Annotated in this window: 29 protein-coding genes and 2 pseudogenes; 14 read left to right on the plus strand and 17 right to left on the minus strand. The window is 67.8% G+C overall.

Features of this window, described 5'->3' with window-relative positions; all coding sequences use genetic code 11:
* The coding region (locus tag AC2VON_RS17140) for a ParA family protein (RefSeq protein ID WP_486954020.1) at positions 1–466 on the minus strand (466 nt) is incomplete at its 3' end.
* 78 nt (positions 467–544) lie between these two features.
* Between AC2VON_RS17140 and AC2VON_RS17145 the strand changes: the two genes are divergently transcribed.
* On the plus strand, positions 545–1,150 hold the full coding sequence (locus AC2VON_RS17145; RefSeq protein ID WP_486954021.1) for an acid phosphatase: 606 nt from the start codon (positions 545–547) through the stop codon (positions 1,148–1,150).
* 83 nt (positions 1,151–1,233) lie between these two features.
* Positions 1,234–2,301 (plus strand): isochorismate synthase, encoded by a 1,068-nt coding sequence (locus AC2VON_RS17150; protein WP_486954042.1) that lies wholly within the window; start codon positions 1,234–1,236, stop codon positions 2,299–2,301.
* On the opposite strand, the gene AC2VON_RS17155 is transcribed toward AC2VON_RS17150, so the two are convergent.
* Positions 2,243–2,653 carry a hypothetical protein gene (locus AC2VON_RS17155; RefSeq protein ID WP_486954022.1) on the minus strand — a complete coding sequence of 137 codons (411 nt, stop codon included), beginning with the start codon at positions 2,651–2,653 and terminating at the stop codon, positions 2,243–2,245. The genes AC2VON_RS17150 and AC2VON_RS17155 overlap by 59 nt on opposite strands.
* Positions 2,654–2,694: 41 nt before the next feature.
* Here AC2VON_RS17155 and AC2VON_RS17160 point away from each other — a divergent pair, with 41 nt between their 5' ends.
* Positions 2,695–3,678 (plus strand): diacylglycerol/lipid kinase family protein, encoded by a 984-nt coding sequence (locus AC2VON_RS17160; RefSeq protein WP_486954023.1) that lies wholly within the window; start codon positions 2,695–2,697, stop codon positions 3,676–3,678.
* A gap of 261 nt (positions 3,679–3,939) precedes the next feature.
* Positions 3,940–4,194 carry a WhiB family transcriptional regulator gene (locus AC2VON_RS17165; protein ID WP_486954024.1) on the plus strand — a complete coding sequence of 85 codons (255 nt, stop codon included), beginning with the start codon at positions 3,940–3,942 and terminating at the stop codon, positions 4,192–4,194.
* Between the two features lie 154 nt (positions 4,195–4,348).
* Here the strand turns inward: AC2VON_RS17165 and AC2VON_RS17170 are convergent.
* Both AC2VON_RS17170 and AC2VON_RS17175 read right to left on the minus strand, forming a co-directional pair.
* Positions 4,349–4,423: pseudogene (locus AC2VON_RS17170) on the minus strand (hypothetical protein); the annotation flags it as partial.
* A gap of 36 nt (positions 4,424–4,459) precedes the next feature.
* The gene (locus AC2VON_RS17175) at positions 4,460–4,675 is read right to left on the minus strand and encodes a biotin/lipoyl-binding carrier protein (protein ID WP_486954043.1); all 216 of its coding nucleotides are present in this window, start codon (positions 4,673–4,675) and stop codon (positions 4,460–4,462) included.
* Between the two features lie 312 nt (positions 4,676–4,987).
* Between AC2VON_RS17175 and AC2VON_RS17180 the strand changes: the two genes are divergently transcribed.
* Together AC2VON_RS17180 and AC2VON_RS17185 are read left to right on the plus strand one after the other, a co-directional pair.
* Positions 4,988–5,758 (plus strand): hypothetical protein, encoded by a 771-nt coding sequence (locus AC2VON_RS17180; RefSeq protein WP_486954025.1) that lies wholly within the window; start codon positions 4,988–4,990, stop codon positions 5,756–5,758.
* Between the two features lie 390 nt (positions 5,759–6,148).
* Positions 6,149–6,223 (plus strand): 50S ribosomal protein bL37, encoded by a 75-nt coding sequence (locus AC2VON_RS17185; RefSeq protein WP_011728008.1) that lies wholly within the window; start codon positions 6,149–6,151, stop codon positions 6,221–6,223.
* 194 nt (positions 6,224–6,417) lie between these two features.
* Here AC2VON_RS17185 and rsrA read toward each other — a convergent pair whose 3' ends face one another.
* Together rsrA and AC2VON_RS17195 are read right to left on the minus strand one after the other, a co-directional pair.
* Positions 6,418–6,672 (minus strand): mycothiol system anti-sigma-R factor, encoded by a 255-nt coding sequence (rsrA, locus tag AC2VON_RS17190; protein WP_486954044.1) that lies wholly within the window; start codon positions 6,670–6,672, stop codon positions 6,418–6,420.
* A gap of 53 nt (positions 6,673–6,725) precedes the next feature.
* Positions 6,726–7,394, minus strand: coding sequence for a sigma-70 family RNA polymerase sigma factor (locus tag AC2VON_RS17195; protein WP_486954045.1), 669 nt, complete (start codon positions 7,392–7,394; stop codon positions 6,726–6,728).
* Between the two features lie 311 nt (positions 7,395–7,705).
* Between AC2VON_RS17195 and AC2VON_RS17200 the strand changes: the two genes are divergently transcribed.
* Together AC2VON_RS17200 and AC2VON_RS17205 are read left to right on the plus strand one after the other, a co-directional pair.
* Positions 7,706–8,557, plus strand: a complete 852-nt coding sequence (locus AC2VON_RS17200; RefSeq protein ID WP_486954026.1) for an SDR family oxidoreductase — start codon at positions 7,706–7,708, stop codon at positions 8,555–8,557.
* A 9-nt stretch (positions 8,558–8,566) separates the two neighbouring features.
* Positions 8,567–8,968, plus strand: coding sequence for a styrene oxide isomerase (locus AC2VON_RS17205; RefSeq protein ID WP_486954046.1), 402 nt, complete (start codon positions 8,567–8,569; stop codon positions 8,966–8,968).
* Positions 8,969–8,999: 31 nt separating this feature from the next.
* On the opposite strand, the gene AC2VON_RS17210 is transcribed toward AC2VON_RS17205, so the two are convergent.
* From AC2VON_RS17210 to AC2VON_RS17225, 4 genes are read right to left on the minus strand one after another with little or no spacing between them, the layout of a single operon-like run.
* Positions 9,000–9,842: an enoyl-CoA hydratase/isomerase family protein gene (locus AC2VON_RS17210; RefSeq protein WP_486954027.1), complete on the minus strand. Its 843-nt coding sequence runs from the start codon at positions 9,840–9,842 to the stop codon at positions 9,000–9,002.
* Positions 9,839–10,438 carry a TetR/AcrR family transcriptional regulator gene (locus AC2VON_RS17215; RefSeq protein ID WP_486954028.1) on the minus strand — a complete coding sequence of 200 codons (600 nt, stop codon included), beginning with the start codon at positions 10,436–10,438 and terminating at the stop codon, positions 9,839–9,841. The genes AC2VON_RS17210 and AC2VON_RS17215 overlap by 4 nt, the downstream gene beginning before the upstream one ends.
* A gap of 52 nt (positions 10,439–10,490) precedes the next feature.
* Positions 10,491–11,909, minus strand: coding sequence for a sensor histidine kinase (locus AC2VON_RS17220; protein WP_486954029.1), 1,419 nt, complete (start codon positions 11,907–11,909; stop codon positions 10,491–10,493).
* Between the two features lie 50 nt (positions 11,910–11,959).
* Positions 11,960–12,715, minus strand: coding sequence for a response regulator transcription factor (locus AC2VON_RS17225; RefSeq protein ID WP_486954047.1), 756 nt, complete (start codon positions 12,713–12,715; stop codon positions 11,960–11,962).
* A gap of 344 nt (positions 12,716–13,059) precedes the next feature.
* Between AC2VON_RS17225 and AC2VON_RS17230 the strand changes: the two genes are divergently transcribed.
* From AC2VON_RS17230 to AC2VON_RS17240, 3 genes are all read left to right on the plus strand, one after another.
* Positions 13,060–14,382: a PPE family protein, SVP subgroup gene (locus tag AC2VON_RS17230; RefSeq protein WP_486954030.1), complete on the plus strand. Its 1,323-nt coding sequence runs from the start codon at positions 13,060–13,062 to the stop codon at positions 14,380–14,382.
* 91 nt (positions 14,383–14,473) lie between these two features.
* Positions 14,474–15,712 carry a PPE family protein, SVP subgroup gene (locus AC2VON_RS17235; protein ID WP_486954031.1) on the plus strand — a complete coding sequence of 413 codons (1,239 nt, stop codon included), beginning with the start codon at positions 14,474–14,476 and terminating at the stop codon, positions 15,710–15,712.
* Between the two features lie 160 nt (positions 15,713–15,872).
* On the plus strand, positions 15,873–16,127 hold the full coding sequence (locus AC2VON_RS17240) for a hypothetical protein (protein ID WP_486954032.1): 255 nt from the start codon (positions 15,873–15,875) through the stop codon (positions 16,125–16,127).
* On the opposite strand, the gene AC2VON_RS17245 is transcribed toward AC2VON_RS17240, so the two are convergent.
* Positions 16,124–16,912 carry an SOS response-associated peptidase gene (locus AC2VON_RS17245; RefSeq protein WP_486954033.1) on the minus strand — a complete coding sequence of 263 codons (789 nt, stop codon included), beginning with the start codon at positions 16,910–16,912 and terminating at the stop codon, positions 16,124–16,126. The genes AC2VON_RS17240 and AC2VON_RS17245 overlap by 4 nt on opposite strands.
* A 54-nt stretch (positions 16,913–16,966) precedes the next feature.
* On the opposite strand from AC2VON_RS17245, the gene aroA reads away from it, so the two are divergent.
* Both aroA and rsgA read left to right on the plus strand, forming a co-directional pair.
* The gene (gene aroA, locus AC2VON_RS17250) at positions 16,967–18,268 is read left to right on the plus strand and encodes a 3-phosphoshikimate 1-carboxyvinyltransferase (protein WP_486954034.1); all 1,302 of its coding nucleotides are present in this window, start codon (positions 16,967–16,969) and stop codon (positions 18,266–18,268) included.
* Positions 18,265–19,245 carry a ribosome small subunit-dependent GTPase A gene (gene rsgA, locus AC2VON_RS17255; RefSeq protein ID WP_486954035.1) on the plus strand — a complete coding sequence of 327 codons (981 nt, stop codon included), beginning with the start codon at positions 18,265–18,267 and terminating at the stop codon, positions 19,243–19,245. The genes aroA and rsgA overlap by 4 nt, the downstream gene beginning before the upstream one ends.
* A 10-nt stretch (positions 19,246–19,255) precedes the next feature.
* On the opposite strand, the gene AC2VON_RS17260 is transcribed toward rsgA, so the two are convergent.
* The 5 genes from AC2VON_RS17260 to AC2VON_RS17280 form a co-directional block, all read right to left on the minus strand.
* Positions 19,256–20,506, minus strand: coding sequence for a fatty acid desaturase family protein (locus AC2VON_RS17260; RefSeq protein WP_486954036.1), 1,251 nt, complete (start codon positions 20,504–20,506; stop codon positions 19,256–19,258).
* 60 nt (positions 20,507–20,566) lie between these two features.
* The gene (locus tag AC2VON_RS17265) at positions 20,567–21,727 is read right to left on the minus strand and encodes a ferredoxin reductase (protein WP_486954037.1); all 1,161 of its coding nucleotides are present in this window, start codon (positions 21,725–21,727) and stop codon (positions 20,567–20,569) included.
* Positions 21,728–21,787: 60 nt separating this feature from the next.
* Positions 21,788–22,321, minus strand: a complete 534-nt coding sequence (locus AC2VON_RS17270) for a DUF6912 family protein (protein WP_486954038.1) — start codon at positions 22,319–22,321, stop codon at positions 21,788–21,790.
* Positions 22,322–22,970: 649 nt separating this feature from the next.
* The gene (ppk2, locus tag AC2VON_RS17275; RefSeq protein ID WP_486954039.1) at positions 22,971–23,798 is read right to left on the minus strand and encodes a polyphosphate kinase 2; all 828 of its coding nucleotides are present in this window, start codon (positions 23,796–23,798) and stop codon (positions 22,971–22,973) included.
* A complete protein-coding gene (locus tag AC2VON_RS17280; RefSeq protein ID WP_486954040.1) occupies positions 23,795–25,222 on the minus strand; it encodes a WS/DGAT/MGAT family O-acyltransferase in 1,428 nt (475 codons plus the stop codon). The genes ppk2 and AC2VON_RS17280 overlap by 4 nt, the downstream gene beginning before the upstream one ends.
* A gap of 201 nt (positions 25,223–25,423) precedes the next feature.
* Between AC2VON_RS17280 and AC2VON_RS17285 the strand changes: the two genes are divergently transcribed.
* Positions 25,424–25,981 carry an Rv3235 family protein gene (locus AC2VON_RS17285; protein WP_486954041.1) on the plus strand — a complete coding sequence of 186 codons (558 nt, stop codon included), beginning with the start codon at positions 25,424–25,426 and terminating at the stop codon, positions 25,979–25,981.
* Between the two features lie 64 nt (positions 25,982–26,045).
* Here AC2VON_RS17285 and AC2VON_RS17290 read toward each other — a convergent pair.
* Positions 26,046–26,590 (minus strand): annotated as a pseudogene (locus AC2VON_RS17290) (preprotein translocase subunit SecA); the annotation flags it as partial.

Genomic DNA, 26,590 nt, shown 5'->3' on the forward strand with positions numbered 1-26,590 from the left:
CGCACTGCAGCGGCACGATCACTTCGCCGGCGGCGGTGAGGCCGTTGAGGGTGAGCACCCCCAGCGACGGTGGGCAGTCGATGATGACCACGTCGAATCGGCCCCCGGACTGGTCACTGAGTTTGGCCAGCGCTCGTTGCAGCGCATACTCGCGGCCGGCTCTCATCAGCAGCATCGCTTCGGCACCGGCCAGGTCGATGTTGGCCGGCAGCAGCGTCATGCCCTCCGCCGTGGGCACCAGCGCAGCGTCCGCCTCCACCTCACCGAGCAGCACCTCGTGCACCGACACCGGCAGCTTGTCCGGGTCATGTCCCAGGGAGAACGTCAGACAACCCTGCGGATCGAGATCGACGAGCAGTACCCGCCGACTCTTCTCCGTCATCGCCGCGCCCAGCGATGCCACCGTCGTCGTCTTGGCCACGCCGCCCTTCTGGTTGGCCACCGCCAGTATGCGCGTGGGTGTCACAACTGCCATCCTGGCACGGGCCCGGCCCGGTATGCCGGGTAGGGCGCCGACATCCGGTGTGGTGCACAATCGGTCAGCGTGGGCCTAGCGGATCATCCGGACCATCACCGGCTGGTGCTGCTGCGTCACGGCGAGACCGAATGGTCGCAGAGCGGGCAGCACACCGGCCGCACCGAACTGGAGTTGACCGACACCGGCCGGCGGCAGGCCGCAGCGGCCGCCGCCGTGCTCACCGACCTGCGCCTGGATCACCCGTTCGTGGTCAGCAGCCCGCGCCGGCGTGCCCAGGTCAGCGCCGAGCTCGCCGGGCTGTCGATCGACGAGGTGTCCGAGGATCTCGCCGAATGGGACTACGGCGACTACGAAGGGCTGACCACCGCACAGATCCGCCGAACCGAACCCGCCTGGCTGGTGTGGACGCACGGCTGCCCCGGCGGCGAAGACCTCGAACAACTGAGCGCTCGCGCCGACCGCGCGGTCGGCTTGGCGTTGCGGCACCTTGGGGCACGCGACGTGGTGTTCGTCGGACACTCGCACTTCTCCCGGGCGGTGATCACCCGCTGGCTTGAGCTACCGCTCGGCGAAGGTACCCGCTTTTCCATGGCGACCGGGTCGATCGCGGTCTGCGGCTTCGAGCACGCGGAGCGCCAGCTCACCGCGCTCGGGCTGACCGGGCATCGATAGTGAAGACGTCGTCGACGGCACCCGAACCCGTCGAACCGGCATTCGTGTTGTCCGGACCGGACGGGACGCTGCTCGCCGACGCCATGGACGCAACAGCGGTCAGATTTTCAGAGGTCACCGCGGCGCACGCCGCGCTGGGATCCGGTGATATACCAATACTGTTGGGTGCGTTGCCATTTGACTCGAGCAACACCGCAGCGCTGATGGCCGCACACGTTGTGCACCGCGTCGACGCACTGCCCGACTGGCCTGACGAACCGCTGCCGCCGGCTCGCATAGCCGCGGCGACGCCGAGCCCGGCCGACCACCGTGCCCGGATCTGCCGGGTCCTCGACGAGTTGGCCGCGCCGGGCGCCACGCTGCGCAAGGTGGTGCTGGCCCGCACGCTGCAGCTGGTCGCCGACGCGCCACTGGACGCCCGCACCGTCCTGCGCCGGCTCGTCGCCGCCGACCCGTCCGGGTATGGCTACCTGGTCGACCTGACCGCCGCCGGTGGCCGCCACTGCGGTGCCACGCTGGTGGGCGCCAGCCCGGAGCTGCTGGTGGCCCGCGCTGGCGACCTGGTCACCTGTCGCCCATTCGCCGGGTCGGCAGAGCGCTCCACCGACCCGGCTGTCGACGCCGCCAACGGCGCTGCCCTGGCGGCATCGGCGAAGGATCGCCACGAGCATCAGCTGGTCGTCGACCGGCTGGGCGCCGTACTGGAGCCGCTCTGCGCCGAGCTCGACATTGCGTCGGCGCCGCAGCTGAACCGCACCGCCGCGGTGTGGCACCTGAGCACTGAAATCACCGGGCGGCTGCGCGAAACATCGACCACCGCATTGGATCTGGCGTTGGCGCTGCATCCCACTCCGGCGGTCGGGGGAGATCCGACCGGAGCGGCCGTCGAAGTCATCCGAGCTCTGGAGGGCGACCGGGGTTTCTACGCGGGCACGGTCGGCTGGTGCGACGCGAGCGGCGACGGCAGATGGATGGTGTCCATCCGATGCGCGGAGCTTTCCCACGACCGGTGCCACGCACTGGCCCACGCCGGCAGCGGCATAGTTGCCGGGTCCGATCCGGACAGCGAACTCGCAGAGACCACAACCAAATTCACCACGATCCTGTCGGCCCTGGGGATCGCGCAGCCCAGCGCACCGCCGGCGGGCTGAACAGCAGCGCCAGCACAGCCAGTGCCAAACCCGCGACCGAGACGCCGTAGCCCCACCGGTGCGACCCGACCCCCAGATACCAGGCGATCGGCAGCAGCGTCAGGTTGACGAACACCGCGATGCCGCGACCCCACCGCCTGCCCCGTAGCAGAGCCCCCGAAGCCGCGACCACGCCACCACCGACCAGTGCGAACCATGTCGCGGTAGCGAAACCGTTGACGTCGCCCTGGTCGGCGCCGGCCAGCCCGCGCAACACCAGCAGCGCGGCGACGACCAGGGCAGCCGTGCCCTGTCCCGCGACGATCAGCCCCGCGCCGCGCACCGCTCCCGGCACCGGAGCAACTGTGTTCACAGCGTCAGGGTAGCCATCGCAATCCCATACACTGGTCGGTCGTGCGTGCCGTGCTGATCGTCAACCCCAACGCCACATCCACCACCCCGGCCGGCCGCGACCTGTTGGCTCACGCGCTCAAGAGCCGCGTCGAGCTGACCATTCAGCACACCGATCACCGCGGCCACGGGACCGAGCTGGCGCAGGCTGCCGCCGCCGACGGGGTGGACCTGGTCATCGCGCACGGTGGCGACGGCACCGTGCACGGGGTGGTGAACGGTCTGCTGGGCTACCCAGGAGCACTGCCGTCGGGACACATTCCCGCGGTGGCGGTGGTGCCGGGCGGGTCGGCGAACGTCTTCGCCCGCGCCCTCGGCATCCCGGCTGACCCGATCGAAGCCACCAACCAGCTCATCGGACTTCTCAACAGCTACAGTTCCGGGCGCTCTGGACAACAGTGGCGCCGGATCGGCCTGATCGACTGCGGCGAGCGGTGGGCAGCACTCAACGCCGGTATGGGCGTGGACGGCGAGGTGGTAGCCGCGGTCGAGGCGGAACGCGACAGGGGACGTAACGTCACAGCGTTGCGCTATATCCGCACGACGGTCCCCACGCTGCTGTCCAGCACCCGCCGCCCACCGACCTTGACGCTGCAGCTAGGCGACGACGACCCGGTTCCCGGGGTGCACCTCGTCTTCGTGTCCAACGCCAATCCGTGGACCTATGCCAACAGCCGCTCGGTGTGGACCAACCCCGGCTGCACCTTCGAGTCCGGAATGGGTGTGTTCGCGACCACCAGCATGAAGCTTCTGCCCGCCCTGCAGGTGGTCCGGCAGATGCTGTCCAAGCGCCCGAAGCTGCGTGCCAAACACCTCATCCGGGATGACGACGTCTCCCTACTGCGGGTCACCGCCGGGGATGCGCCGATCGCCACCCAGATCGACGGCGACTACATCGGTTTGCGCAGTGAGATGACATTCCGGGCCGTGCCCGACGTCCTCAACGTTGTCGCGCCGCCCGCAATGAACTCTGCTGACCTGCGCTGACCTGCACTGATAGATTTTCCTGCGGGAAATTACCCACAACTGGGCCAAAGTGTAGTACAAACGAAAGCGGGGCTGGCGCGGGACTGGCTGGGGTAGCCCGACGTGAGATTCACCACGGTGCTGACGGTCACTCTTGACATTCGTTCAGCCTGTGAAACGATCGAGCGATCGGATGCAAGCCGTAAAGATTCCTTGCGCCCGCTTAACAGCCGAAGAGAACCCGAGCGCCCCGCTGCGCTCATAGTGAGGAGTTGACGACCCATGGATTGGCGGCACAAGGCGACCTGTCGCGACGAGGATCCGGAGCTGTTCTTTCCGGTGGGGAACAGCGGACCGGCGCTTGCCCAGATCGCGACCGCAAAAGCGGTCTGTGCCCGGTGCCCGGTAGTCACCGAATGCCTAGCCTGGGCGCTGGAAACCGGCCAGGATGCCGGTGTGTGGGGCGGCATGAGCGAGGATGAGCGTCGCGCGCTCAAGCGCCGCAACGCCCGAACGAGGGCGCGCACCAGAGTCTGACCCGGCTTTTGCTAACCGATGCGGCCCCGACTCATGTGGGGCCGCATCGGTTGGCAGTCACTTTACGGCCGGTCTGTGCAGCTCACTCAGCCCGCTCGGTGCCGGCGGCTGCCGATGGGAATGCGCAGCACCTTCTCGCTTCTCCGCCGGGTGCTTCCCGGATCACCGCGGGCAAGTGATCCACGGCTTTGCCGGGCAGCACGGTGTGCTCGACGAGCAGGTCACGCAGGGTGGACCCGTTCGTCGGGTAGCAGGAAAGATACGGTCAGCTGATCACGGCGATCAGATCGCCGGCCTGAATCACGTCACCTACCGATACGCTCACCTTGCTGACCGTGCCCGCGACCTCGGCCAGCACCGGGATCTCCATCTTCATCGACTCCAGCAGCACCACGGTGTCGCCCTCGCTGACCTGATCACCCTCGTGAACGACGACTTCGAGCACGCTGGCCACAATCTCCGCGCGAACATCCTCGGCCATCTTCACCCCGTTCATCACCCATTCGGTGGTTGCGCAGTTCGGTCGCTTTATCGAACCATAATCGGTGTTGGCGGGGCCGGTCGCATATGGTTCCTGACCGTTCATATCCCAGCCCGATCGCGCCGGCCCTGCCGACTGCTGTCGGCCGCCCGCCGTCCGAATTAAGCGAACGTCAAGATAAATAAGCGAAGCTATAGAGTTCGACCCGTGATCGTGTCGTGCTCTGGCTGTGATTCTTGAGGAGCAGTGTTACGGACGTGACTTGAGTGTTCGACGCACCGTGGTGCGCCAGTCGAGCTGAGGAGTAGTCCGTTGTCCGTGAAATTGTTTGCCAATAACTCGAAAGCTCGGCGGTCACTGGCCCGGGCGACCGTCGGCGCAGGAGTTACTCTGGCTGCCGTCGGAGCGGTCAGCCTGGGCGGCGGGGTCGCCGGGGCCGCCCCGATGCCCGCCGACGTTCCGCTGCCCGATCCGTCCGGATCGGCCGCAGGTGTGAATGCGGCCAATGTGGCGTTCCAAATACTCAACCGCCTGTTGGATTCCTTGGTGCCCGGCCTCGGCTCACTGATGCCCTCCAGCGCCAGCGGCCTGTCATCGGACGGGGGATACCCCGGTGTCGCCGCCAGCACGTTGCCCGGCGCCACCGCCAGCACGTTGCCCGGCGCCACCGCCAGCACGTTGCCCGGTGCCGCCGCCAGCACGTTGCCCGGTGCCACCGCCAGCACGTTGCCCGGCGCCACCGCCGGCACGTTGCCCGGCGCCACCGCCGGCACGTTGCCCGGCGCCACCGCCAGCACGTTGCCCGGCGCCACCGCCGGCACGTTACCCGACACCGCCGGCACCACACTGCCGGGCACCGCCGCCGGTACATTACCTGGCACCACACTGCCCGGCACCGCCGGCACCACACTGCCCGGCACCGCCGGCACCACACTGCCCGGCACCGCCGGCACCACACTGCCCGGCACCGCCGGCGCCACCACGCCGGGGCAGGCTACGACGTCTCCGGCGTCGCCTGGCCAGGCCGACACGGGATCAACCGGTACGACCAGTCCCGACGGATCCAACCAGGGTCAGTCCTGAGCTATCCCAGCATATGTAGCCCGTGGTGTAACCGTTGCCGGTCATTCCGCGAGGCACATCTCCGAGTCCGAGGATCGACGCAACGGCTGGCTGCGCACGGCGATTGCACTTGTGCTCGCCCACCCTGGGCGGCGGTCGCGCAGGCACGCCGAGGGGCCAACCCCCGGGGCCGCACCACGATGGCGGCGGCGTAGGCGCACGGTTGCAGGCGGTGACCACAATTGCCTCGGCGATAACCGCCGGCCTGGTTACCCAGCCGACGAATCCGGCCACACAGTCCACCATCCCCACCGCACCAGCCCGTCAACGCACCACCCGGTGGGCCGGTGACCTCCGCGCATCCGCGACATGAGAGACTAGCTGCCGATAAACCGGCAAGGAGGCCCGAGCATGGCCAAGCGCGGCCGCAAGAAGCGCGATCGCAAGCACAGCAAAGCCAACCACGGCAAACGCCCGAACGCCTAACTTAGTGGTCCCGGACCGCCTTGGGTCCGAAGTCGGGGTCGCGGAGGAAGATCCAGGAGCGGTGCCACCAGGGTTTGCCGCATCGGCGGGCAAGAGGTTAGCTGATTTGGCAACCCAGAACAGACCAAGCCACCCGCTTGGACGTGGCGGTGCCCGAGAACAATCAGCCGCCAATGAATGGGCCGGGTGACCTATTACTGGTCTCTAAGAACATGATGGATTATCGTGGTGCGGCTGATCTGCATCAGCACCCGCTCACGCAGACCCGGTGGTGCCTTGTCGCCACCGCACTTGCGGGCAACCAGCGCCTTGACCTGTTGCTCGATCCCGTAGTGCCGAAAGCAGCCGGAGCATTCCTCGAGGTGCCGGCGCAGCTTCGCCCTGGTCTCCTCGGTACATTCACCGTCCAGCAACGTCCACAGGTCGGCGATCAGCTGCGCACAGTCCACACCCGTGGATGGCTCGCCGGCGGCCGGCGAACCGCACCCGTGCGAATGCTCGGTCACGACGACACCTCCTCAGCAGCCGGACTGTCGCGAATGACCCCACGCTCCTTGGCCACATCAGTAAGCAAACTGCGCAGCTGGCGCCTGCCGCGGTGCAGCCGCGACATCACCGTCCCGATCGGCGTATCCATGATCTCGGCGATCTCCTTGTACGGGAACCCTTCGACGTCGGCGTAGTACACCGCCATCCGGAAATCATCGGGCAGTTTCTGCAGCGCTTCTTTGATCTCGGTATCCGGCAGCGCCTCCAGCGCCTCCACCTCGGCCGACCGCAGCCCCGCCGACGAGTGCTCGGCGGTGGCCGCCAGCTGCCAGTCGGTGATCTCCTCGGTGGGGTACTCGGCGGGCTTGCGCTGTTTTTTGCGGTAGCTGTTGATGTAGGTGTTGGTCAGGATGCGATACAGCCAAGCTTTGAGGTTGGTACCTTCGCGGAACGATCGAAATCCGGCGTAGGCCTTGACCATCGTCTCCTGCAGCAGGTCCTCGGCGTCGGCGGGATTGCGGGTCATCCGCAGCGCACCGCCGTAGAGCTGATCCAGCAGCGGGATCGCGTCGCGCTCGAAACGTGCGGTCAGCTGCTCGTCGGTCTCATCGGAGCGGACGCGATCGGACGCTTTCGACACCTCGTCCCCTGTCGCCCGGGTCGCGCGTTCGATGTCTGCCATATTGGCTGCCACGTTCCCTTCTGTCGCGGTGGCCGAGAGGGATCCCAGCAGTGGCACCGGAGGCTGGACGAACCGAGCCGACGTCTCCGGATCCATTACGGTCATCGTCGTCGACACCAGACTCCCCCAATCCTAGGGCTGCGACCGACGCCACCGTTCGGTGGTGTTGTCCAGTTCGTCCGCGACGAAGCGTGGCCACTGGCCAACCGCATCGGACAACGTCATCAATCACGGCACTATTTCCGGCTAGCACATCGACCCGGCTAACCCGCGCGGTCACCGCGGAAATCCAGGCGACATAAGGTGACGCCATGTCCCTTTCCGGCAAGACCATGTTCATCTCGGGGGCCAGCCGTGGCATCGGGCTGGCGATCGCCAAGCGGGCCGCGCGCGACGGCGCCAATGTCGCGCTGATCGCCAAGACCGCCGAACCCCACCCCAAGCTGCCCGGCACGGTCTACACCGCGGCCAAAGAGATCGAGGACGCCGGCGGCCGGGCGCTGCCGATCATCGGCGACATCCGTGATGGGGACCGTGTCGAGGCGGCGGTCGCACAGACCGTCGACCGGTTCGGCGGTATCGATATCTGCGTCAACAACGCCTCGGCGATCAACCTGGGGTCGATCACCGAGGTGCCGCTAAAAAGGTTCGACCTGATGAACGCCATCCAGGTACGCGGCACCTATGCGGTGTCGCGAGCCTGCATCCCGCACATGTTGGGCCGGGCGAATCCACACATCCTGACGCTGTCTCCCCCGATCCGGCTGGAGCCCAAGTGGTGCAAGCCGACCGCCTACATGATGGCCAAGTTCGGAATGACACTCTGCGCGCTGGGCATAGCCGAAGAGCTGCGCGACGACGGCATAGCGTCCAACACATTGTGGCCGCGCACCCTGGTCGCGACCGCCGCCGTGCAGAACCTGTTGGGTGGCGAGGAAGCGATGGCCCGTGCCCGCAAACCCGAGGTGTACGCCGACGCGGCCTACGTCATCCTCAACAAGCCCGCCACCGAATACACCGGTAAGTCGGTGCTGTGCGAGGACGTCTTGGTGGAATCCGGGGTGACCGACCTGTCGGTCTACGACTGCACGCCCGGGGGCAAGCTCGGGGTGGACCTATGGGTGGAAACTCCCAACCCGCCCGGCTACCGCACACGCCAATAGGATTCTGCCATTCAGACGCTTCTGTTCAACCTCGGGTTGGTGCTGTTCCTGCTCGGTCTGCTCACCGGGATCGCGGTCCCAGCACTGAGGAACCCACGCATGGCGTTGTCCAGTCACCTCGAGGCAATCCTCAACGGCATGTTCCTCGTGCTGCTCGGCCTGCTGTGGCCGCACATCGACCTGCCCGACGCATGGGAGGTCGCCGCGGTCGCGCTCATCGTGTACTCCGCGTATGCGAACTGGCTAGCCACACTGCTCGCAGCAGCATGGGGCGCGGGCCGCAAACTCGCGCCGATCGCGGGAGCCAACCACCATGCCTCACCGGCGAAGGAAGGTTTGGTCAGTTTCCTATTGCTGTCGCTCTCGCTCGCCATCGTCGTCGGCGTCGGCATTCTCATCGTCGGCCTCTGACGGGATAGCGCGGATTGCCGGCTAGGAACGGCTAGGAATGTCCGGCCAGCATGGTGTGCACACTGTCGGCGAACGCCGCAGTCGTGAAGCAGGTGGGTTCGGCGAATTCTTCCAGGGTCAGCGCGTCGTTCCAGTTGGCGTCGGCCGCGGCGCGCAGTAAGGGCTTGGCCATCGCGACCGCGTGCGCCGGCATCGTAGCGACCCGCGAGCACCACTCGTCGGCCGCGGGGAGCAGCTGGTCATGGGCGACGACCTGCTGCACGAGTCCCAGCCGCAGTGCGGTGTGCGCGTCGATGTGCTCACCGCGTAGGTAGTAGGACAGCGCACCCTGGTAGCCCAAACGGCGGGTCAGCGCCCAGCTGGTGCCGACTTCGGGGATCAGACCAAGGCGACCGAACGCCGGAACCATCACCGCGCGCTCGCTGGCGATGGTGAGATCACAGCTCAGCGCCCAGGCCAAGCCAACTCCGGCCGCGACACCGTTGAGGGCCGCCAGAAAGATGGTGTCGGACGAGGTGATGAGCCGGGCGATGCCGCCGAATTCGCGGCGGATCCATCGCCACACGTCGGCGACGCCTTCCGGAGGCGGATCGGCGCGTTGCTCGGTGACGGCGCGCATCATCTGCAGATCGCCACCGGCGCTGAAGCCGGGATCAGCGCCGGTCAGTACGACGGTACGGACGGCGGTGTCGGCCGCGAGATCCCCGAGGGCGCGTCGCAGCTGGCGCACCAGCGGCGCGGACAACGCGTTGAGCCGATCCGACTCGTCGAGAGTCACCACCGCGCGATCACCGCGATGGTCGACGTGGACACGGCGGGGCGCTTGCGCGTCGTCGCCGTCGGCGACCAATCGGTCGTAGAGAGATTCCGTCATCTTTCATCCTCCTCACTCCACTTATCGCGCAACGCCGCCCACGCGGCGTCGGCGAAGGTTTTGACCGTTCCGCGCGGCATTTTGGGTTCGCCGCCGGCGATCCAGTAACGGGTGAACTCCTGCGCCGGACCCAGCCAGAGCGCGGCAGTGATGCCCGGTTGCATCGGCTGCAGCGCCCCGTAGCTATGGTGCGGCCGCCACCAGTCGCGAATGGCAGAGAAGAACTCCCGGTTGGCGTCCCGCAACGCCGCACTGTCGAGCCGATCGCCCAGCAGCAGGCCGGCCTCACTCCGATGGGCGACCACCCAGCACAAGTGATGTTCGACGCCGCCCCGAATCCCTGCCTCGGCGGTGGCGGCACGCCGTAACATGGCGACGAATCCGGCCTGATACTCGCTCATCGTCTCGGCGTACACCGCCGCGGCCAGCGCAGCCTTATCGGGGAAGTGGTGATACAGGCCGCCGACGCTGACGCCGGCCTGCTGCCGGATGTCGTCGAGAGTCGCGACCAGTGCGCCGTCGGCCGCGAAACGGCGTCGGGCCACCCCCAGCAGCCGCCTGCGGGCGTCGGCACCCGACACATTCGCCCTTGGCACGAGAAATACTCTACTAGAACCGAGGAATCCTCTGTCAATGGTTGTCAGCGGCTCACAGTGTCACCGGAACGGTGAGCCGGAAGCAGGCTCCGGTGTCGGGGCCGTCGCGGGGCAGGCAGATCAGGGTGCCGCCATGCGCGCGAGCGAGGGCACGCGCAATCGGCAAACCGAGTCCGGCGCCTCCGTGATCGCGTCCGCGTGCGGTGTCCAACCGGACCAGCCGGTCGAAGATGCGTTCCCGGTCTTCGCTGGGGATGCCGATACCAGTGTCGGTGACGACGATCTCGGCGATCGCACCGCGGCGCCGGACGTCGACAGCGATGTGCCCGCCGGGCGGCGTGTAGCGGCGGGCGTTGTCAAGCAAGTTGGACAGTATCTGCGCCACCCGGGTCGGATCCGCCCGGATCGGCAGCGTGGCGAGCCCGGTGCGGTCGACGTTCAACTGCGGAGCCAGCAGCGCGGCCCGGTCGACTTCGGTGTCGACGATCCCGATCAGATCGGTGTCTTTGAGCTCCAGCGGCAGTCCGGCGTCGATGTAGCTCAGCTCCAGCATGTCGGTGACCAGCCGGGTGGCCCGGCGCGCTTCGGCCAGCAGCAGCGTGGCGCGGCGGTGCTGGCGGCGGACGGCGGAATCGGTGGTGTCCTGGGCGGCGGCGTTGCTGATGATCTGCTCAGCGGCGGCCCGAATGCCGGCGATCGGGGTGCGCAGCTCATGAGCGGCGTCGGCGAGGAAGCTCCGTAGCGCCGCCTCCGCCCGCTGCGCCCCCTCGGCAGCACCCTGGGCCCGCTCCTCGGAGGCCTCCAGCGCGTCGAGCATGTCATCGAAAGCGCTGGCGGCGCGACCGAGTTCGGTGCCGGCACGGTCGGGGCGGAGCCGTCGGCCCCGATCCCCGGTCGTGATGCCGTGGGCCAGCTCGGTGAGCCGGTTCAGCGGTGCCAGCGTGGCCCGGCTGGCCACCGCCAGCAGGACAGCCGCCAGCAGCAGGGTGGCCCCGCCGGCGCCGACCATCAGGTGGCGCAGCCAGCGCAGCGTCTCGGCGGCCTCGGTGGAGTCGGCAACCAGGATCACCCGCCCGCCGCTCGCCAGCGGATGCACCAGCACGGTGGCGGTCTCGTCGGGCTCCAAGGGGGGCGGTGGAAGGCTGGACCCCGTGGTGGCGTCGGGTTCGACCGCCGGGTCGCCATAGCTGGCACCGTCGGCTGTGACGACCAGCGCCGCAACGATGCCGCCGTTGAGCTGGTCGGCCAACTCCTCCGGCGGAGTGTGCAGCGCCACCAGGGCATCGGCGCGTGCGGTGGCCGCCGCCAGCCGCTCATGGACGCTCCGGCTCGCCTGCCTTTCCAGGGTGATGTTGATGACAATGCCGACAGCCAGCATCAGTGCGGCCAACAACCCCACGACCACCACCGTCAACCGGCGCCACAACGACGGCGTTGCGGTCACCGCTTCGGGCTGTCGAACAGCGCTCATGAGCCGCGCCGACGACGATGCACAGCGATAGCGATGCGCAGGAGTGGCGCTCATGAGCTGCGCAATTGCAGGCGGTAGCCGATGCCGCGAACAGTGTGCAGGATCCGGGGTCCGTGCGCCTCGAGCTTCTGGCGCAACCCGCTGACATGCACCTGCACCAGATTGGGGTCGTATGCCTCATACCCCCATACCGCGTTGAGGATCTGTGTGGCGCTCACGATCCGGCCGCGCTGTTCGACGAGGTAAACCAGCAGTCGCAGCTCGGTGGCCGTCAGGCCCAACTGGTGCCCGGCGCGGGAGGCTACCCCGGCCTCGACGTCGACCATCAGGTCAGCGAACTGCACCGCGGTCGGCAGACGCCCCCGGCGGCGTAGCACCGCACCCACCCGAGACACCAGCTCGGCCAGTTCGAAGGGTTTCACCACGTAGTCGTCGGCACCGCTGTCCAGACCGCGCAGCCGGTCGGGCAGCCCGTCACGCGCCGTGAGCAGCACAATCCCGACCTCGCCCCACTGAAGTATCACGTCGATCAGGGCGAACCCGTCGCGGCCCGGCAGCATCACGTCCAGCACCACCAGATCCGGACGAAACCCGTCGAGCACCTCCTCCAGCTTGCCCCCGTCCGGCCGGGTACCGGTGAGATAACCGGCATCGGTCAGCGCCTCGCTGACCATCTCGCGGATCGTCTCGGAATCCTCCACCACGAGCACCCGCGGCGTGCCCACGCTGAACCCCCCGGCGCTGCGTGTTGAAGGGTTGGCGCCGCCACCTCGCTGGGGGCGAGTAGAAATTCGGCTTGGGTCCATGAGGTCCACGAGGTCCGTTGGGTCCATTGCTGGCACCGTATCGCCGCGCATTTTTGAACCCGTCTGAATCGGCTCGGTGAGTTGTCGACGTCCGTCCCACCACAGGCTCTTCAGGTTCACTTCAACTTAGCTGATTACCGTCCAGAAATCGACAACCGTCGGCATCGGAACACCACGTGCGCCGTGATGCCGGCGTTTGGGTGTGTGACCTCCCCGGACTCGATCGATCAGAGCCAAGCCGGGGAGCGCAGAATGAAGTGCCTTTGGCGACCTTGACGACACGGTCGACGAACTTGCTCCGGGCATTGCCGACCGCCACCTACTGATTACGGAGGCATAGAGCAATGAACTTCGCGATGTTACCGCCGGAGGTGAACTCAGCCAGAATGTATTCCGGAGCGGGACCGGGCCCGATGCTGGCCGCCGCGTCGTCCTGGGATGCACTCGCCGCCGAGCTGCATGCGGTCGGGATGGCCTATGAATCGGCGATCGCCGAACTGAACACCGGCTGGTCCGGGCCGAGCGCAACCGCTATGGCCGCCGCGGCCGCGCCCTATGCGCAGTGGATGCACACCACCTCCGCGCAGGCCGAGCAGACCGCCACCCACGCCAAAGCCGCGGCCGCCGCCTACGAGACCGCGTTCGCCATGACCGTGCCGCCCGCAGTCGTCGCGGCCAACCGCGCCCGGTTGGTGTCGCTGCTGGCGACAAACCTGCTCGGTCAGCACACCGTGGCGATCGCGGCCACCGAAGCCCAGTACACCGAGATGTGGGCTCAGGACACCGCGGCCATGTACCGCTACGCACTCAGTGCCGCGGCGGCGTCGAGACTAACGGCGTTCACCGAACCGCCGCAGACCGCAAATCCGGCCGGGCCGGCAGCCCAGTCCGGTGCAGTCGGCCAGGCCACGGCGGCAGCGACCGCCAGCCATACCGGCACCGTCACCTCGGTGCTAACCCAGGCCCTGCAGGTCCTGGCATCACCGGCGGCCGCCACGTCGGCATCAAACGCGCCGGCCATCTTCAACGCGGTTGCGCCGGCCCTCGCTGTCGACCCTGGCATAGCCATTGACCTCGTTTCTCTGGCCTCTAGCCTCTTCGGCACCTTCGTCATCGACGCGGCGGGTACCTTCGGCGTCGACATGGCCGGCACCTTCGGCATCGACCTGATCGGCGTCGGCGAGATCGGGACGGAATTGCCGGAGTTACTGCCCTTTGACCAGCTCGTCAGCTCGACGACTCCGGTAGCCGCGGGCCTGGGCGAAGCCGCGACGCTCGGCACATTGTCGGTACCGCCGGCCTGGAGCGTGGCGGCACCGCCGATAATCCAACAGGTCGGCGTGCCGCTGCCCGCCGCATCGGCGATCGCGGCGAGCGAAACGGCGCTCCCTCTCGGCGAAATGGCCACGGCAGGGCTGGCCGGACGAGCCACGGCAGCCGTCGGCCGAGGCCGCCGCGACCGTGCGGGCATGACGGCTCGTCAACGCCCCGCACTGCCGCAGCAGCCGGAGCTGCCACCACAGCAGCCGGTGCAGCCGGAGCGGTCGGCGAATGGCCCGATTACGAGCATCGCCGGCGAACTGCGGGAGCTGGCGGAACTCCGCGATGCCGGAATCTTGACCGAAGAAGAGTTCACCGAACAGAAGCGACGTCTGCTGGGCCGGTGACTGGCGTGACTGTCACGTTGGGCTATCACACCGAAAAGCCGTTGCGAGCAATGTCTCCGGGACTAACAAAGCCAAGCCGGCGGTGTTAGCGATGGATTTCGCGCTGCTACCGCCTGAGGTCAACTCGGGCAGAATGTATGCCGGTCCCGGCCCGGGGCCGTTGCTGGCCGCCGCGGCAGCCTGGGATGCACTCGCCGCCGAACTGCAAACGGTGGGGGCGGCCTGCGAATCGGTCATCGGCGAACTGAACGACAGCTGGTCCGGGCCCAGTGCAACCGCGATGGCCGCTGCGGTAGCACCATATGCGACGTGGATGCACACCACCTTCGCACAGGCCGAGCAGACCGCCGTCCAAGCCAAAGCCGCGGCCGCCGCCTATGAAACCGCGTTCACGATGACCGTGCCGCCACCGGTCGTAGCGGCCAACCGCGCAGCGCTGATGTCGTTGCTGGCGACGAACTTCCTGGGGCAGAACACCCCCGCGATCGCGGCCACCGAAGCCCGCTACGCGCAGATGTGGGCCCAAGACGCCGCGGCCATGTACGGCTACGCGCACAGCGCCGCGGCGGCCTCAAGACTGACGGCGTTCACCGAGCCGCCGCAGACCACCAACCCGGCCGGGTCCGCAGGCCGGGCCGGTGCAGCAGGCCACGCGGTGACGCATGCCCTGCAGGGCCTGGCATCACCGGCCACCGCGAGGCCACTGGCCGAGTGGGACCTACTGGCCGCACTCGCACCGGCCGCAGCGGGCGGACCCGGTATCGTCCTCGCCCTGGCCGGTGGCGACCTGATCATCGAGATGATCGGGAACTTCGGCATAGACGTGCTCGGCACGTTTCTCATCGACGCGCTCGGTGCGGTCGAGTACGCTGACGTACTCCTCCCTTTGGAGCTCGCCGGCTCGGTGACACCGGTCGCGGCGGGCCTGGGCGAGGCCGTCGTGCTCAGCGGGCTGTCGGTGCCGCAGGCCTGGACCGTGGCGGCCGCGTCGGCAACCCAACCGGCCGACCGATCGTTGCCCGCCGCCGCCGACGCGACCGTGCCGGTGATCGAAACGGCGGCCCCCATCGCCGGGATGGCCGCGGCGGGTCTGGCCGGGCGAGCCACCGCAGCTATCGGCCGGGGCGATCGCGACGGTGCCGGCAGGACTCGGCAAAGCCCGGTGCCACCGCAGCTGCCACCACAACGGTCGCAGCAGCCGCAGCGACTGCCGTACGCTCTGCTGCTGGGAATCGACATCGAACTGCGGGAGCTGGCCGAACTGCGGGAAGCCCGGGTCCTGACCGACGAAGAGTACGCCCAGCAGAAACGGCGCCTGCTAGGTCGGTAGGGCCTGGGCATCTCGGCCATCAAACAGCCGTCAAACATCGAGGACAAACCAATCGATCGGTGGCCTGCTCAACGTCCTCGACGGCGGCGACCCGACCGCCACGTTCTACACCTCGCTGCACACCGGCATCGAGAGCTGGATCAACAACCCACTCGGCAAGGTGGCCGACGGGCTCATCACCACGACGTCCGAGCAGTTTCTGATCGGTAATGCTGCCAACGGAACCGAAGCCGACCCCACCGGTGGTGCCGGCGGGTTGTGGTCCGGCGACGGCGGCAACGGCAGGGTCGGCGGGGCGCCCGGTGCGGGCGGCGCCGCCGGGACCGCGACGGCGACCGGACCCGGCGAAGCCACCGACGGCTCACCCGGCTCATCCGGCTCGACCGGCGGCAACAGCCTGCCCGGGTCGCCTTAGAGCAGCATCGCTTGCTCGGGCTGCGCCTCGGCCGGTTCGATCAGTTCCGGCCCGTTATTGCGCACGCTGTTGACCAGGGTCGACACCTCGCGTAGCACGATGCCGCGGACATCCGGCGAGTGGGCCAGCAGCTCAGCAGCCGGCGGCGCGTCCGGGTCCAGCCAGGCATCCCGGTCACTTTCGGGCAGCATCAGCGGCATCCGGTCGTGGATCGCGGCGAGCTCACCGACCGCGTCGGTGGTGACGATCGTGCAACTGAGCAGCGGCCGGGTCGACTGCGCCGACCGGTTGCCCGGGTTCCTCCAGACCGACCACAGCCCCGCCATGAACAACAGCTCGCCGTCGTTGCGGCAGGCGTAGAACGGCGTTTTGCGACCCTTTCTGCCCGCCGGCGGGTCCGGGTCGACGCGCCATTCGTAGAAGCCGTCCATCGGGATCAGGCAGCGCTTGTGCCGGGCGCTCGACCGGAACATCGACGAGGTGGTGACCTTGTCGGCGCGGGCGTTGATCGGCTGCGGTCCGCTGCGCGCGGGATTACCGTCGGGGCCGGCCTTCGCCCACGGCGGCACCAGCCCCCACCGCATCAGCCGGACCCGTCGGGTCGGCTGGTCGTCGGGCTCGGTGTGCCGGCTGACCACTGTGGCGATGGCAACGGTGGGGGCCACGTTGTAATTGGGGGCATAAAACTCCGACTCCACCACCGCGGCCGCCGGTGCTTCGTTGACCGCCCCGATCCGCTCGGCCAGCAGCGCCGGATCGGTGGTCACCGCGAAACGTCCGCACATACCTCCATGGTGGCAGAGATGGCCCGGCAGGCCCGGACAGGCGATGATAAGGGAGTGACCACCTGGCCGGCGCCGACGAGTCCGACACCCGTCCACGCGACGGTCGCCGTACCCGGCTCGAAATCGCAGACCAACCGGGCGCTGGTGCTCGCAGCGCTGGCAGCCACGCATGGCCGTGGTGCCAGCACCCTCAGCGGCGCGCTGCGCAGCCGCGACACCGACCTGATGATGGACGCGCTGCGAGCCCTGGGCCTGTGGGTCGAGGTGATCGACCATCAAGTCACGATCAGCGGCACAATCTCCCCCGGCTCCGCCGGCACGGACGTCCGGGTGGACTGCGGCCTGGCCGGAACGGTGCTGCGCTTCGTGCCGCCGCTGGCTGCGCTGGGCACCGCGACCGTCACCTTCGACGGTGACGTGCAGGCCCGGGGCCGGCCGGTCGCGCCGCTGCTGGACGCGATGCACAACCTGGGTATCGACGTCGACGGTACCGGTCTGCCGTTTTCGGTGCACGGTGCCGGGTCGGTCGCCGGCGGCACGGTGGCGATCGACGCGTCGGCGTCCTCGCAGTTCGTCTCCGGACTGCTGTTGTCCGGGGCGGCGTTCACCGACGGGTTGACCGTGTTGCACACCGGTCCGGCGCTGCCGTCCGCGCCACACGTCGCCATGACGGTGGCGATGCTCCGCCAGGCCGGGGTCGATGTCGACGACGCCACCCCGAACCGGTGGCGGGTGCGCCCTGGCGCAGTCGCGGCCCGGCACTGGGCTATCGAGCCTGATTTGTCCAACGCCGTACCGTTCCTGGCCGCAGCCGCGGTGTGCGGCGGAAGCGTGTGCATCACCGGTTGGCCGGCGACCAGCATTCAGCCCGTCGATCTGGTTGCCGGTTTTCTGGAAAATCTGAATTCCATTGTCACCCAATCAGGCTCATACCTCGAGGTGCGCGGGTCCGGGATGTATCACGGCTTCGACGTCGACCTTCACGACGTAGGCGAGCTGACACCGGCGGTGGCCGCGCTGGCGGCACTGGCCGCTGAGGGGTCGGTGTCGCGGCTCACCGGCATCGCGCATCTGCGCGGCCACGAAACCGACCGGCTGGCCGCGCTCACCGCCGAGATCAACCGCCTGGGCGGCGACTGCGCACAGACGCCCGACGGGCTGGTGATCACCGCGACACCGCTGCACGCCGGGGTATGGCGCGCCTACGCCGATCACCGGATGGCGACGGCCGGCGCGATCGTCGGGCTGAGGGTGGCCGGGATGCAGGTGGACGACATCGCCGCCACCGGCAAGACGCTGCCCGATTTTCCGCGGTTGTGGGCCGACATGCTGGCCGGTGCGGAGCCCCGCAGTTGAAGCCGGGCGACTACGACGAGTCCGACGTCAAAATCCGCTCCGGCCGGGGGTCTCGGCCAAGGACCAAGATCCGCCCGGAGCATGCCGGCGCGAGCCAGGCCATGGTGGTCGGCGTCGACCGTGGTCGCTGGGGCTGCGCGCTCGACCGCGATCCGCGCCGGGGCGTCACCGCCATGCGAGCCCGCGAACTGGGCCGCACGCCGATCGTTGTCGGCGACGACGTCGACCTGGTCGGCGACCTGTCCGGCGGGCCCGACACCCTTGCTCGCATCGTACGGCGTGGGCCGCGGCGAACAATGTTGCGGCGCACCGCCGATGACACCGACCCGGCCGAGCGGGTGGTGGTCGCCAACGCCGACCAGCTGCTGATCGTGGTGGCCCTGGCCGACCCTCCGCCGCGCATCGGACTGGTCGATCGGACGCTGATAGCGGCCTTCGCCGGCGGCATCATCCCGATCCTGTGCCTGACCAAGACCGACCTGGCCCCGGCAGCAACGTTCGCCGGCCACTTCGCCGACCTCGACCTCACCATCATCACCGCGGGCCGCGACGACCCGCTGGACGCCGTCGCCCCGTTGCTGGTCGACAAAGTGACCGTGCTGCTGGGTCATTCCGGGGTGGGCAAGTCAACCCTGGTGAATCGTCTCGTTCCGGAAGCAGACCGGGCGGTCGGAGAGGTCACCGACATCGGCAAGGGCCGGCACACGTCGTCGCAGTCCGTGGCGCTGCCGCTGGGGAACTCCGGCTGGGTCATCGACACCCCGGGCGTCCGCTCGTTCGGCCTGGCCCACATCGCACCCGACGACGTGCTGTTGGCATTCTCCGATCTGGCCGAAGCGATCGCCGACTGCCCGGGTGGCTGCGGTCACTCGGGGCCCCCCGCCGACCCGGACTGTGCGCTGGACACCCTGACCGGGCCGGGCACCCGCCGGGTCGCGGTCGCCCGCCGCCTGCTGGCAGTGCTCAGGGAAGTGTGATCCGGGGCAACTATTCACGCTCGCGGGCGTCGCGCCGCCCCCGCACAGCCGCAATCGCAGTCTTGAGCCCGCGCCGGCGCCCGGTGGCCGGGTCGGTGCCGAAAAAGCCGGGCCCCAACGGGGCGAACATCGCCTCGCTGCCGGTCTCCCCGGCATTGTCGACGGTGCCGCGCAAATACCTGTTCGGCAATGACAGCTTGGCCAATGTGCGCCACGTCTTGGCGTACTGCACCGGCAACGGTCCGGTGGTATACGGCAGGTCGTAGGAATCGCAGACCTGGCGCACCCGCACGGAGATCTCAGCGTAACGGTTGCTCGGCAGGTCGGGGAACAGGTGATGCTCGATCTGGTGGCACAGGTCGCCGCTCATGAACCGCATCACCGGCCCCGCGTCGATGTTGGCGCTGCCCAGCAGTTGCCGCAGATACCACTGCCCGCGGGTCTCGCCCACCAGGTCGCTCTCGGTGAATTTCTCGGCGCCGTCCGGGAAATGCCCGCAGAAGATGACGGCGTTAGACCAGAGGTTGCGGATCACGTTGGCCGCGGCGTTGGCCGTGATGGTGGACCCATAGGTCGCCCAGGGCGACAGCGAGGTCAGTGCCGGGAAGGCGACATAGTCCTTGAACAGTTGCCGGCCGGCTTTGGCGGACAACTCGCGCAGCCGGACCAGGGCGGCATCGCGGTGCGAGCGCCCCTTGAAGATCTTTCCGATCTCCAAGTGCTGCAAGGCGATCCCCCACTCGAAGCCGATCGCCAGGACGGAGTTGAACAGCAGGTTGAAAAGGTTGAACGGCTGCCAGGCCTGGTCCCGGGTGACCCGGAGCACGCCGAAGCCCACGTCGTCGTCCATACCGAGGACATTGGTGTACTTGTGGTGCATGAAGTTGTGGGTGTGTCGCCAGTGCTTGGCCGCCCCGCTCATGTCCCACTCCCAGGTCGTGGAGTGGATCTCCGGGTCGTTCATCCAGTCCCACTGGCCGTGCATGACGTTGTGGCCGATCGCCATGTTCTCGATGATCTTGGCCGCGCCCAGCGTCACCGCACCCGCCCACCAGGCCGTGCGCCGCGAGTTAGCGGCCAGCAGCACCCGGCCGGCCACCTCCAGCACGCGCTGGGCCGCGATGGTGCGGCGGATGTAGCGCGCGTCGGCCTGGCCGCGAGAATCCTCGACGTCACGGCGGATGGTGTCGAGTTCGGCGGTCAGGCCCGCCACGTCGGCATCGGTGAGGTGCGCGAATACCCCGATATCCGTTATCGCCATACACAACGCCCTCCGTCGAACCAGTCACCTACGCTAGCGTAGGTGGTTTATCGACACGCTTTAGACGTCCAACGCGCAGTCGCCCGCCGCAGCCGAGATGCAGGTCTGGACCCGGGTGCCCGGCTCGTGTTTTGCACCGGTTCGCAGGTTGCGGACGCAGCCGTCGACCAGATCGACCACACACGATTGGCAGATCCCCATCCGGCAGCCGAACGGCATCGCCACGCCAGCCCGCTCGCCGGCGTCCAGCAGCGGGGTCGCCGCATCCGCGGCGACACTGCGTGCGCTGCGGCGGAAGGTCACCGTGCCGCCGCTTCCAGTCACGTCTGGCGCAGTTGCCGCCGCGAAGCGCTCCAAGTGCAGCCGGTCGGCGATACCGGCGCCCGACCACGCCCGCTCGGCGGCGGTCAGCATCGCCTCGGGGCCGCACGCCCAACTCTCCCGCTCGCGCCAATCCGGCACTTCAGCGTCCAAGGCGTCCAGCCGGCTCAGATCGAGCCTGCCCTGGCTACGGGTGGCGCGCAGCCGCAGCCGGTACCCGGGATGGTCGCGGGCCAGCGCGGCCAACTCCGCGGCGAACATGGCGTCGGCGGCGGTGGGTGCCGAATGCAGGTGCAGCACATCGGTGATCTGCCCGCGGCGAACCATGGTGCGCAGCATCGACATCACCGGTGTGATTCCGGATCCGGCGGTGATGAACAGCACCGCGTCCGGCACCGGGTCGGGCAGGACGAAACTGCCCTGCGGCGCGGCCAGTCGCACAACGGTCCCCGGCGCGACACCGGCCACCAGATGGCCGGACAGAAAGCCCTCGGGCATCGCCTTGACGGTGATCGTGACGTTGCGGACCTTGCGACCCCGCATCGTCGCCGGGCTGGACGTCAGTGAGTAGGAACGCCAGCGCCACCGACCGTCGATCAGCAGTCCGATCCCGATGTACTGACCGGGCTGGTAGGCGAAGCTGAAACCCCAGCCGGGCTTGATGACCAGCGTCGCCGAATCGTCGGTCTCGCGGCGGACCGCCAGTATCCGGCCGCGCAGCTCACGTGCCGACCACAGCGGGTTTGCCAATCGCAGATAATCGTCGGGCAGCAGCGGTGTGGTGATCCCGGTAACGAAACGGCGCAGCAGGTTCCAGCCGGGATGGCGGTCCACGCCGGCGATGATCGGGCGTCGGGTGCCGACGATGTTGGCGGCAATTCTCGCATGTTTTTCGCGCATCGAAAGCTCCTGCTCAACTAACCTACGGTACCGTAATCTACGGTTCCGTCACCCGCCCTGTCAGAGCAGTTCGAACAGGAACGGCAGTTCCTGAACGGCATACCAGGCCAGGTCGTGATCCTGGGCATCGCCGACGGCCAGTTCGGCGTCCTGGTCTCCCAGATCCGCCTCGTCGATGACGGCGACCGCCGCGGCCACCGCGGGCTCGGCGGCGGCAGTGTCGACATAGGCGGCGACAACGTCGTCGAGCGTAACGGACCCCAGAACCCGGACGACGGCGTCGTCCAGGTCCGGGCGGGCGGTGATACCGGCCGGGTCGTCGATGTCAACGACCAGCACCGCCCGCCGGATGGGCAGCGCATCCGGAATATCCGGAGCACCCGGGCCCCCGGATCCCGATGCGCCCAGCAGTCGCAACGACGCCAGCGCCGCCTCGGCCAGCGCGACCTCGGCGAGCTCGTCGTCGCCGCCTTGCGCATAGGCTTCGCGCAGCGTCGGTGTCACCGCGAACGCGGTACCGCTGACCGGCCGCAACGCCCCGTCGGCGATGAGCTGCCGCAGCATTGCCAGGGTCGCCGGGATGTAGATCCGCATGAGGCAGACCTTAACCAGGGGCGAAGTGACCGTCGTCGAGAGGCTGCTGTGGCAACGTTGGGATATTTTTGTCAACTTTCCTTATTGCACAGCGGCTTCCTAACTACCCTAAGGCTAAGGGCATGACACTATCACCGGATGGCAGGACACCCCCCACTTCGGTCCCAATGGTTGGCAAATAGTCTTAAAGCAGTTGCCTTCTCCCGCCGGCACAGCGAAATAATTATCACTCCAACGGTCACCGTAGTGCCTGCCGGTCAAGAATCCGGCGAAGAAAACAGCCGCGATGACCACGATGACCAATACGGCACCGGCGGCATGGCGTACCCCGCGCACAAAGTGGTTCACCGTATCCGAATTTGCCGTCGTGGCCGTAACTATCGGCTCGTCTGCTGATTGCGTCGCTTGAGCCGAACTTTCGCTATTCGACATGCTGCCCTCCTATGTAATAAATAGCGATGACAACACGAATGCTACACGTCGAACTGAGATATCGCCAAGAGGACAAAGGCGGTTATGGTGGGGACTAAGGTCCTCAGGACTCTTGACCTGGGGTCTGTAGCCCGATTGGTAATTCTTTGCTGTGATCTGCGAATTTCGGCTCTTCTGACGTTTCCGTGAGTTGCGATCCGGCACTGGCAGGTGACTGCTATTCGCGATCGCCCAGCAGGGTTGCGACGTGGTCCTCGACATACTTGTACAGTTCGCGGGACGGGCGCCGATAGTCGCCGGTGGCCACCGGTTTCTCGGGTAACTCGATCTTCGGCTGGGCCACATTCTCGTGATAGTCGATGGTGGACAGCAGATGCGCCATCATATTGAGCCGTGCACGTTTTTTGCTATCGGATTCCACGTGGTACCAGGGACTTTGGGGGATGTCAGTGTGTATCATCATCTGGTCCTTGGCCCGCGCGTAATCCTCCCACCGGTAGACCGACTCCAGATCCATCGTGGTCAGCTTCCACTGGCGGACCGGGTCGGTGCGGCGCTTCCGGAAACGGCGCAGCTGCTCTTTGCCGGAGACCGAGAACCAATACTTGCGCAACAGAATTCCGTCCTCGATCAGCATCTGTTCGAAGAGCGGGGTCTGACGCAGGAACAACGCGTGTTCGGCCGGCGTACACAAGCCCATCACCTGTTCCACCCCGGCACGGTTGTACCAGGACCGGTCGAAAAGCACGACCTCCCCGCGGCCCGGAAGGTGTGCGATGTAGCGCTGGTAGTACCACTGTCCGCGTTCCCGCTCGGTCGGTGCCGGCAGCGCGGCGATGCGCACCACGCGCGGACTGAGATATTCGGTGATGCGTTTGATGGCTCCACCCTTGCCCGCGGCGTCACGACCCTCGAAGATGACCACTACGCGGGCGCCGGTGTGGCGCACCCACTCCTGAAGTTTGACGAACTCCGTTTGGAGCCTGAATAACTCGGCCTTGTACACCCGCTTGTCTAGCTTGGCCGGGCCGGGCTTCCCGCTCACTGCGCGGCCTCCAGCAGCTCGGCCAGCGCTTCCTGCAGCAGCACCGACACCACCCCGACATCGCTCATCGCCTTCCGGTCGGCGTTGACCCCGTAGTACAGCACGCCGTTGTAGGACGTCACACCAATCGCCAGCACCTTGTTGGGCAGCAGCGGAGGCACCATGTAGGCCTGCAACAGCTTTGCACCGCAGACATACAGCTGCCGCTGCACGCCGGGCACATTGGTGATCAACAGGTTGAACACCCGGCCGGAAAACCCCGCTGAGTCCATCGCTGCCCGGACTCCCATGGCATGCAGGGTGGGTGGGGCGAAACCCCACACGGCCAGAATGGTCGGGGCGTCGACCCGGCGGGTTGCGGCCGAATGCGATTCGGTCGCATAGGTGATCTGGGACAGCCGGACCACCGGGCTGGGCTCCCCGACCGGCAGGTCGACCAGAAACGGCGTCACCGCACCGACGGGCTGGCTGCGCCCCGCCGGCCCGGCCGTGTCTAACTCGTCGTCCGGGTAGACGGAGAGCGGCGCCATGGCCCGCACCGTCCGCGTCGAGGAGACCGGCTCGCCTCGAGAAAGCAGCCAGTTGCGCAGCGCGCCGGTGATCACGGCCAGCACCACGTCGTTGACATCGCAGTCGTAGCGGGCTCGCACCGCCCGGTAATCCTCCAGGGGTGTCTGCGCGACCGCAAACAGCCGGTTGTGGGAGACCTCGGTGTTGAGCGGACTCGCCGGTGCGGTACCGCGGGCCATGGCGCGGGCCACGTCCAATGCCTTCCGGCCCGCCTGAGTCAGCAGCCCGGGGCTGGTCGCCAGCTGGCTGATCGCCGACCGGACAGCCTGCAGCTGCGCCGTGGGCGCGAGCATCCAGTCACCGACCGCACCGGCGACCAGTTCGGCGGCGCTGGGTTCGCGGCGGGGTATCCAGATGTCCTCGTCGAACGACGGCGGACGCTGGGTCCGGTCAACGATCATGTGGGCGATCGCGGGTGCGGCCATCCCGTCCACCAGCGTCTGGTGCGACTTGGCATAGACGGCGATGCGGTTGTGGGCCAGCCCCTCGATCAGATACATCTCCCACAGCGGCCGAGACTTGTCCAATGGCTGCTCGAATACCTCGCCGATCAACTCGTACAGTTGCTCGTCGCTGCCGGGAGAGGGTAACGCCCGGTGGCGAACGTGATAGGTGATGTCGAAATCACGGTCGTCGATCCACACCGGCCTGACCATGCCGAAGGCAACCTCGCGAACCTTCTGACGGTAGCGCGGTATCTGGGGCAGGCGCTGCTCCACGGTGGCCAGCAGCTTCCCGTAGCTCAATCCTGCGCGGGACCGGCGCAGGATCAGCAGCGTTCCCAGATACATTGGCGTCGAGGTGTTTTCCAGCCGATAGAAGGAGGCATCCGACACCGACAATCGGCTTACCATCTCGGACCCGTCCTCTCCGACTCGACCTGGTAAGCCCCTGATCGGGGCGAATTGAATGCTGCTCGCTCACGCTACCCCGAACGGGTGCAGCGCAACCGGATGCAGCCGATCGCCGGCTGTGCGATGATGCCCACAGCGCCCACGGCGTTCTGCCACTCTCCAGCAGGCCCGTTAGTCCGATCGATGACTGGAGAGCTGACCATGACCGCGAACCCGATCCCGCCCGCCACGCTGGCGGTCATCCCCGTCATGCCCATCACGGACTACGAGCCGCCGGCCTGTGCGGTTACGCAGGGCCGGTTAGCAGTCCGGGCACCGTCGCTGCTGCGGCCGCGCCGCGGGCACGCACCGCCGCTGACGACGGTACCGCCCGGCCGCCCACCGCGGGCTGTCCTCTCACCGGCAGCGCGGGAGGCCGCCGCGTTCGCCGAAACCGCACTGCGGCGGGTGCTGGAGGTCGTCGACCAGCGTCGTCCGGCGGCTCACCTCTATCCTTTGCTGGCCGCGGGCCTGGTCGAATCGGTGCTGTCAGTGCTGTCAGAGCACCCCGCGACCGCCTCGGCGACCGGATGCACCGGTGCGGCGGCGCTGCAGCGGGTGCGGCTGCAGATGGTCGGATCGGCTGGCCCACCAGCCGCGGCCGAGGTGTTCGGGACCTACCGGCGTGGCCGGCGGATCCACGCGGTGGCCTGTCGCCTCGAGCGGCTACCGACCGTTACCGGCCCGGGCTGGCAGGTGGTGGCGCTGCACATCGGATGACGGCGGGTCCTCGCCCCTCCGATGCGGCCGCCGCTGCCGCCGAGCTTGTGGGCCTAACGGCTTACTAACGCTTTCTGCCCGACTTCGCCAACTTGGCCTCGCGGGCCTGGCGCCGCGCGGCCTCCCGGCGTTCCCGCCGGCTGGTTCCGGTAGGGCCGGCTGACCCAGCGGCCCCAGCGCGCCCCGCGGATCCGGGCTCACCGTTTCCGCGTTGCACCTGGGCGGAACCGTCCTCGGCGGGACCGGAATAGGTCAACGCCCGTTCCGCACCGTCACCGCCCCCAATGCCCTTGGCGTGCAACGCCGACGGTGCTGCCCGACCGGATCCGGCGCCGGAAACATGTTGCTGCTCAGCACCCGCGGCCGCCGTGGCGAGTTCCTGCAGACCCTCGGGTGCGGCCATCGGCGCCACCGCCTGCGCCGGTGCGGCTTCCACGGCGACGTTGAACAGAAAACCGACTGACTCCTCTTTGAGCCCGTCGAGCATGCCGGTGAACATGTCGTAGCCCTCGCGCTGGTATTCGACCAGCGGGTCCCGCTGGGCCATCGCCCGCAGGCCGATGCCCTCTTTGAGGTAGTCCATCTCGTAGAGGTGCTCGCGCCACTTGC

It is taken from the genome of Mycobacterium sp. TH-M82 (genome assembly GCF_057473605.1).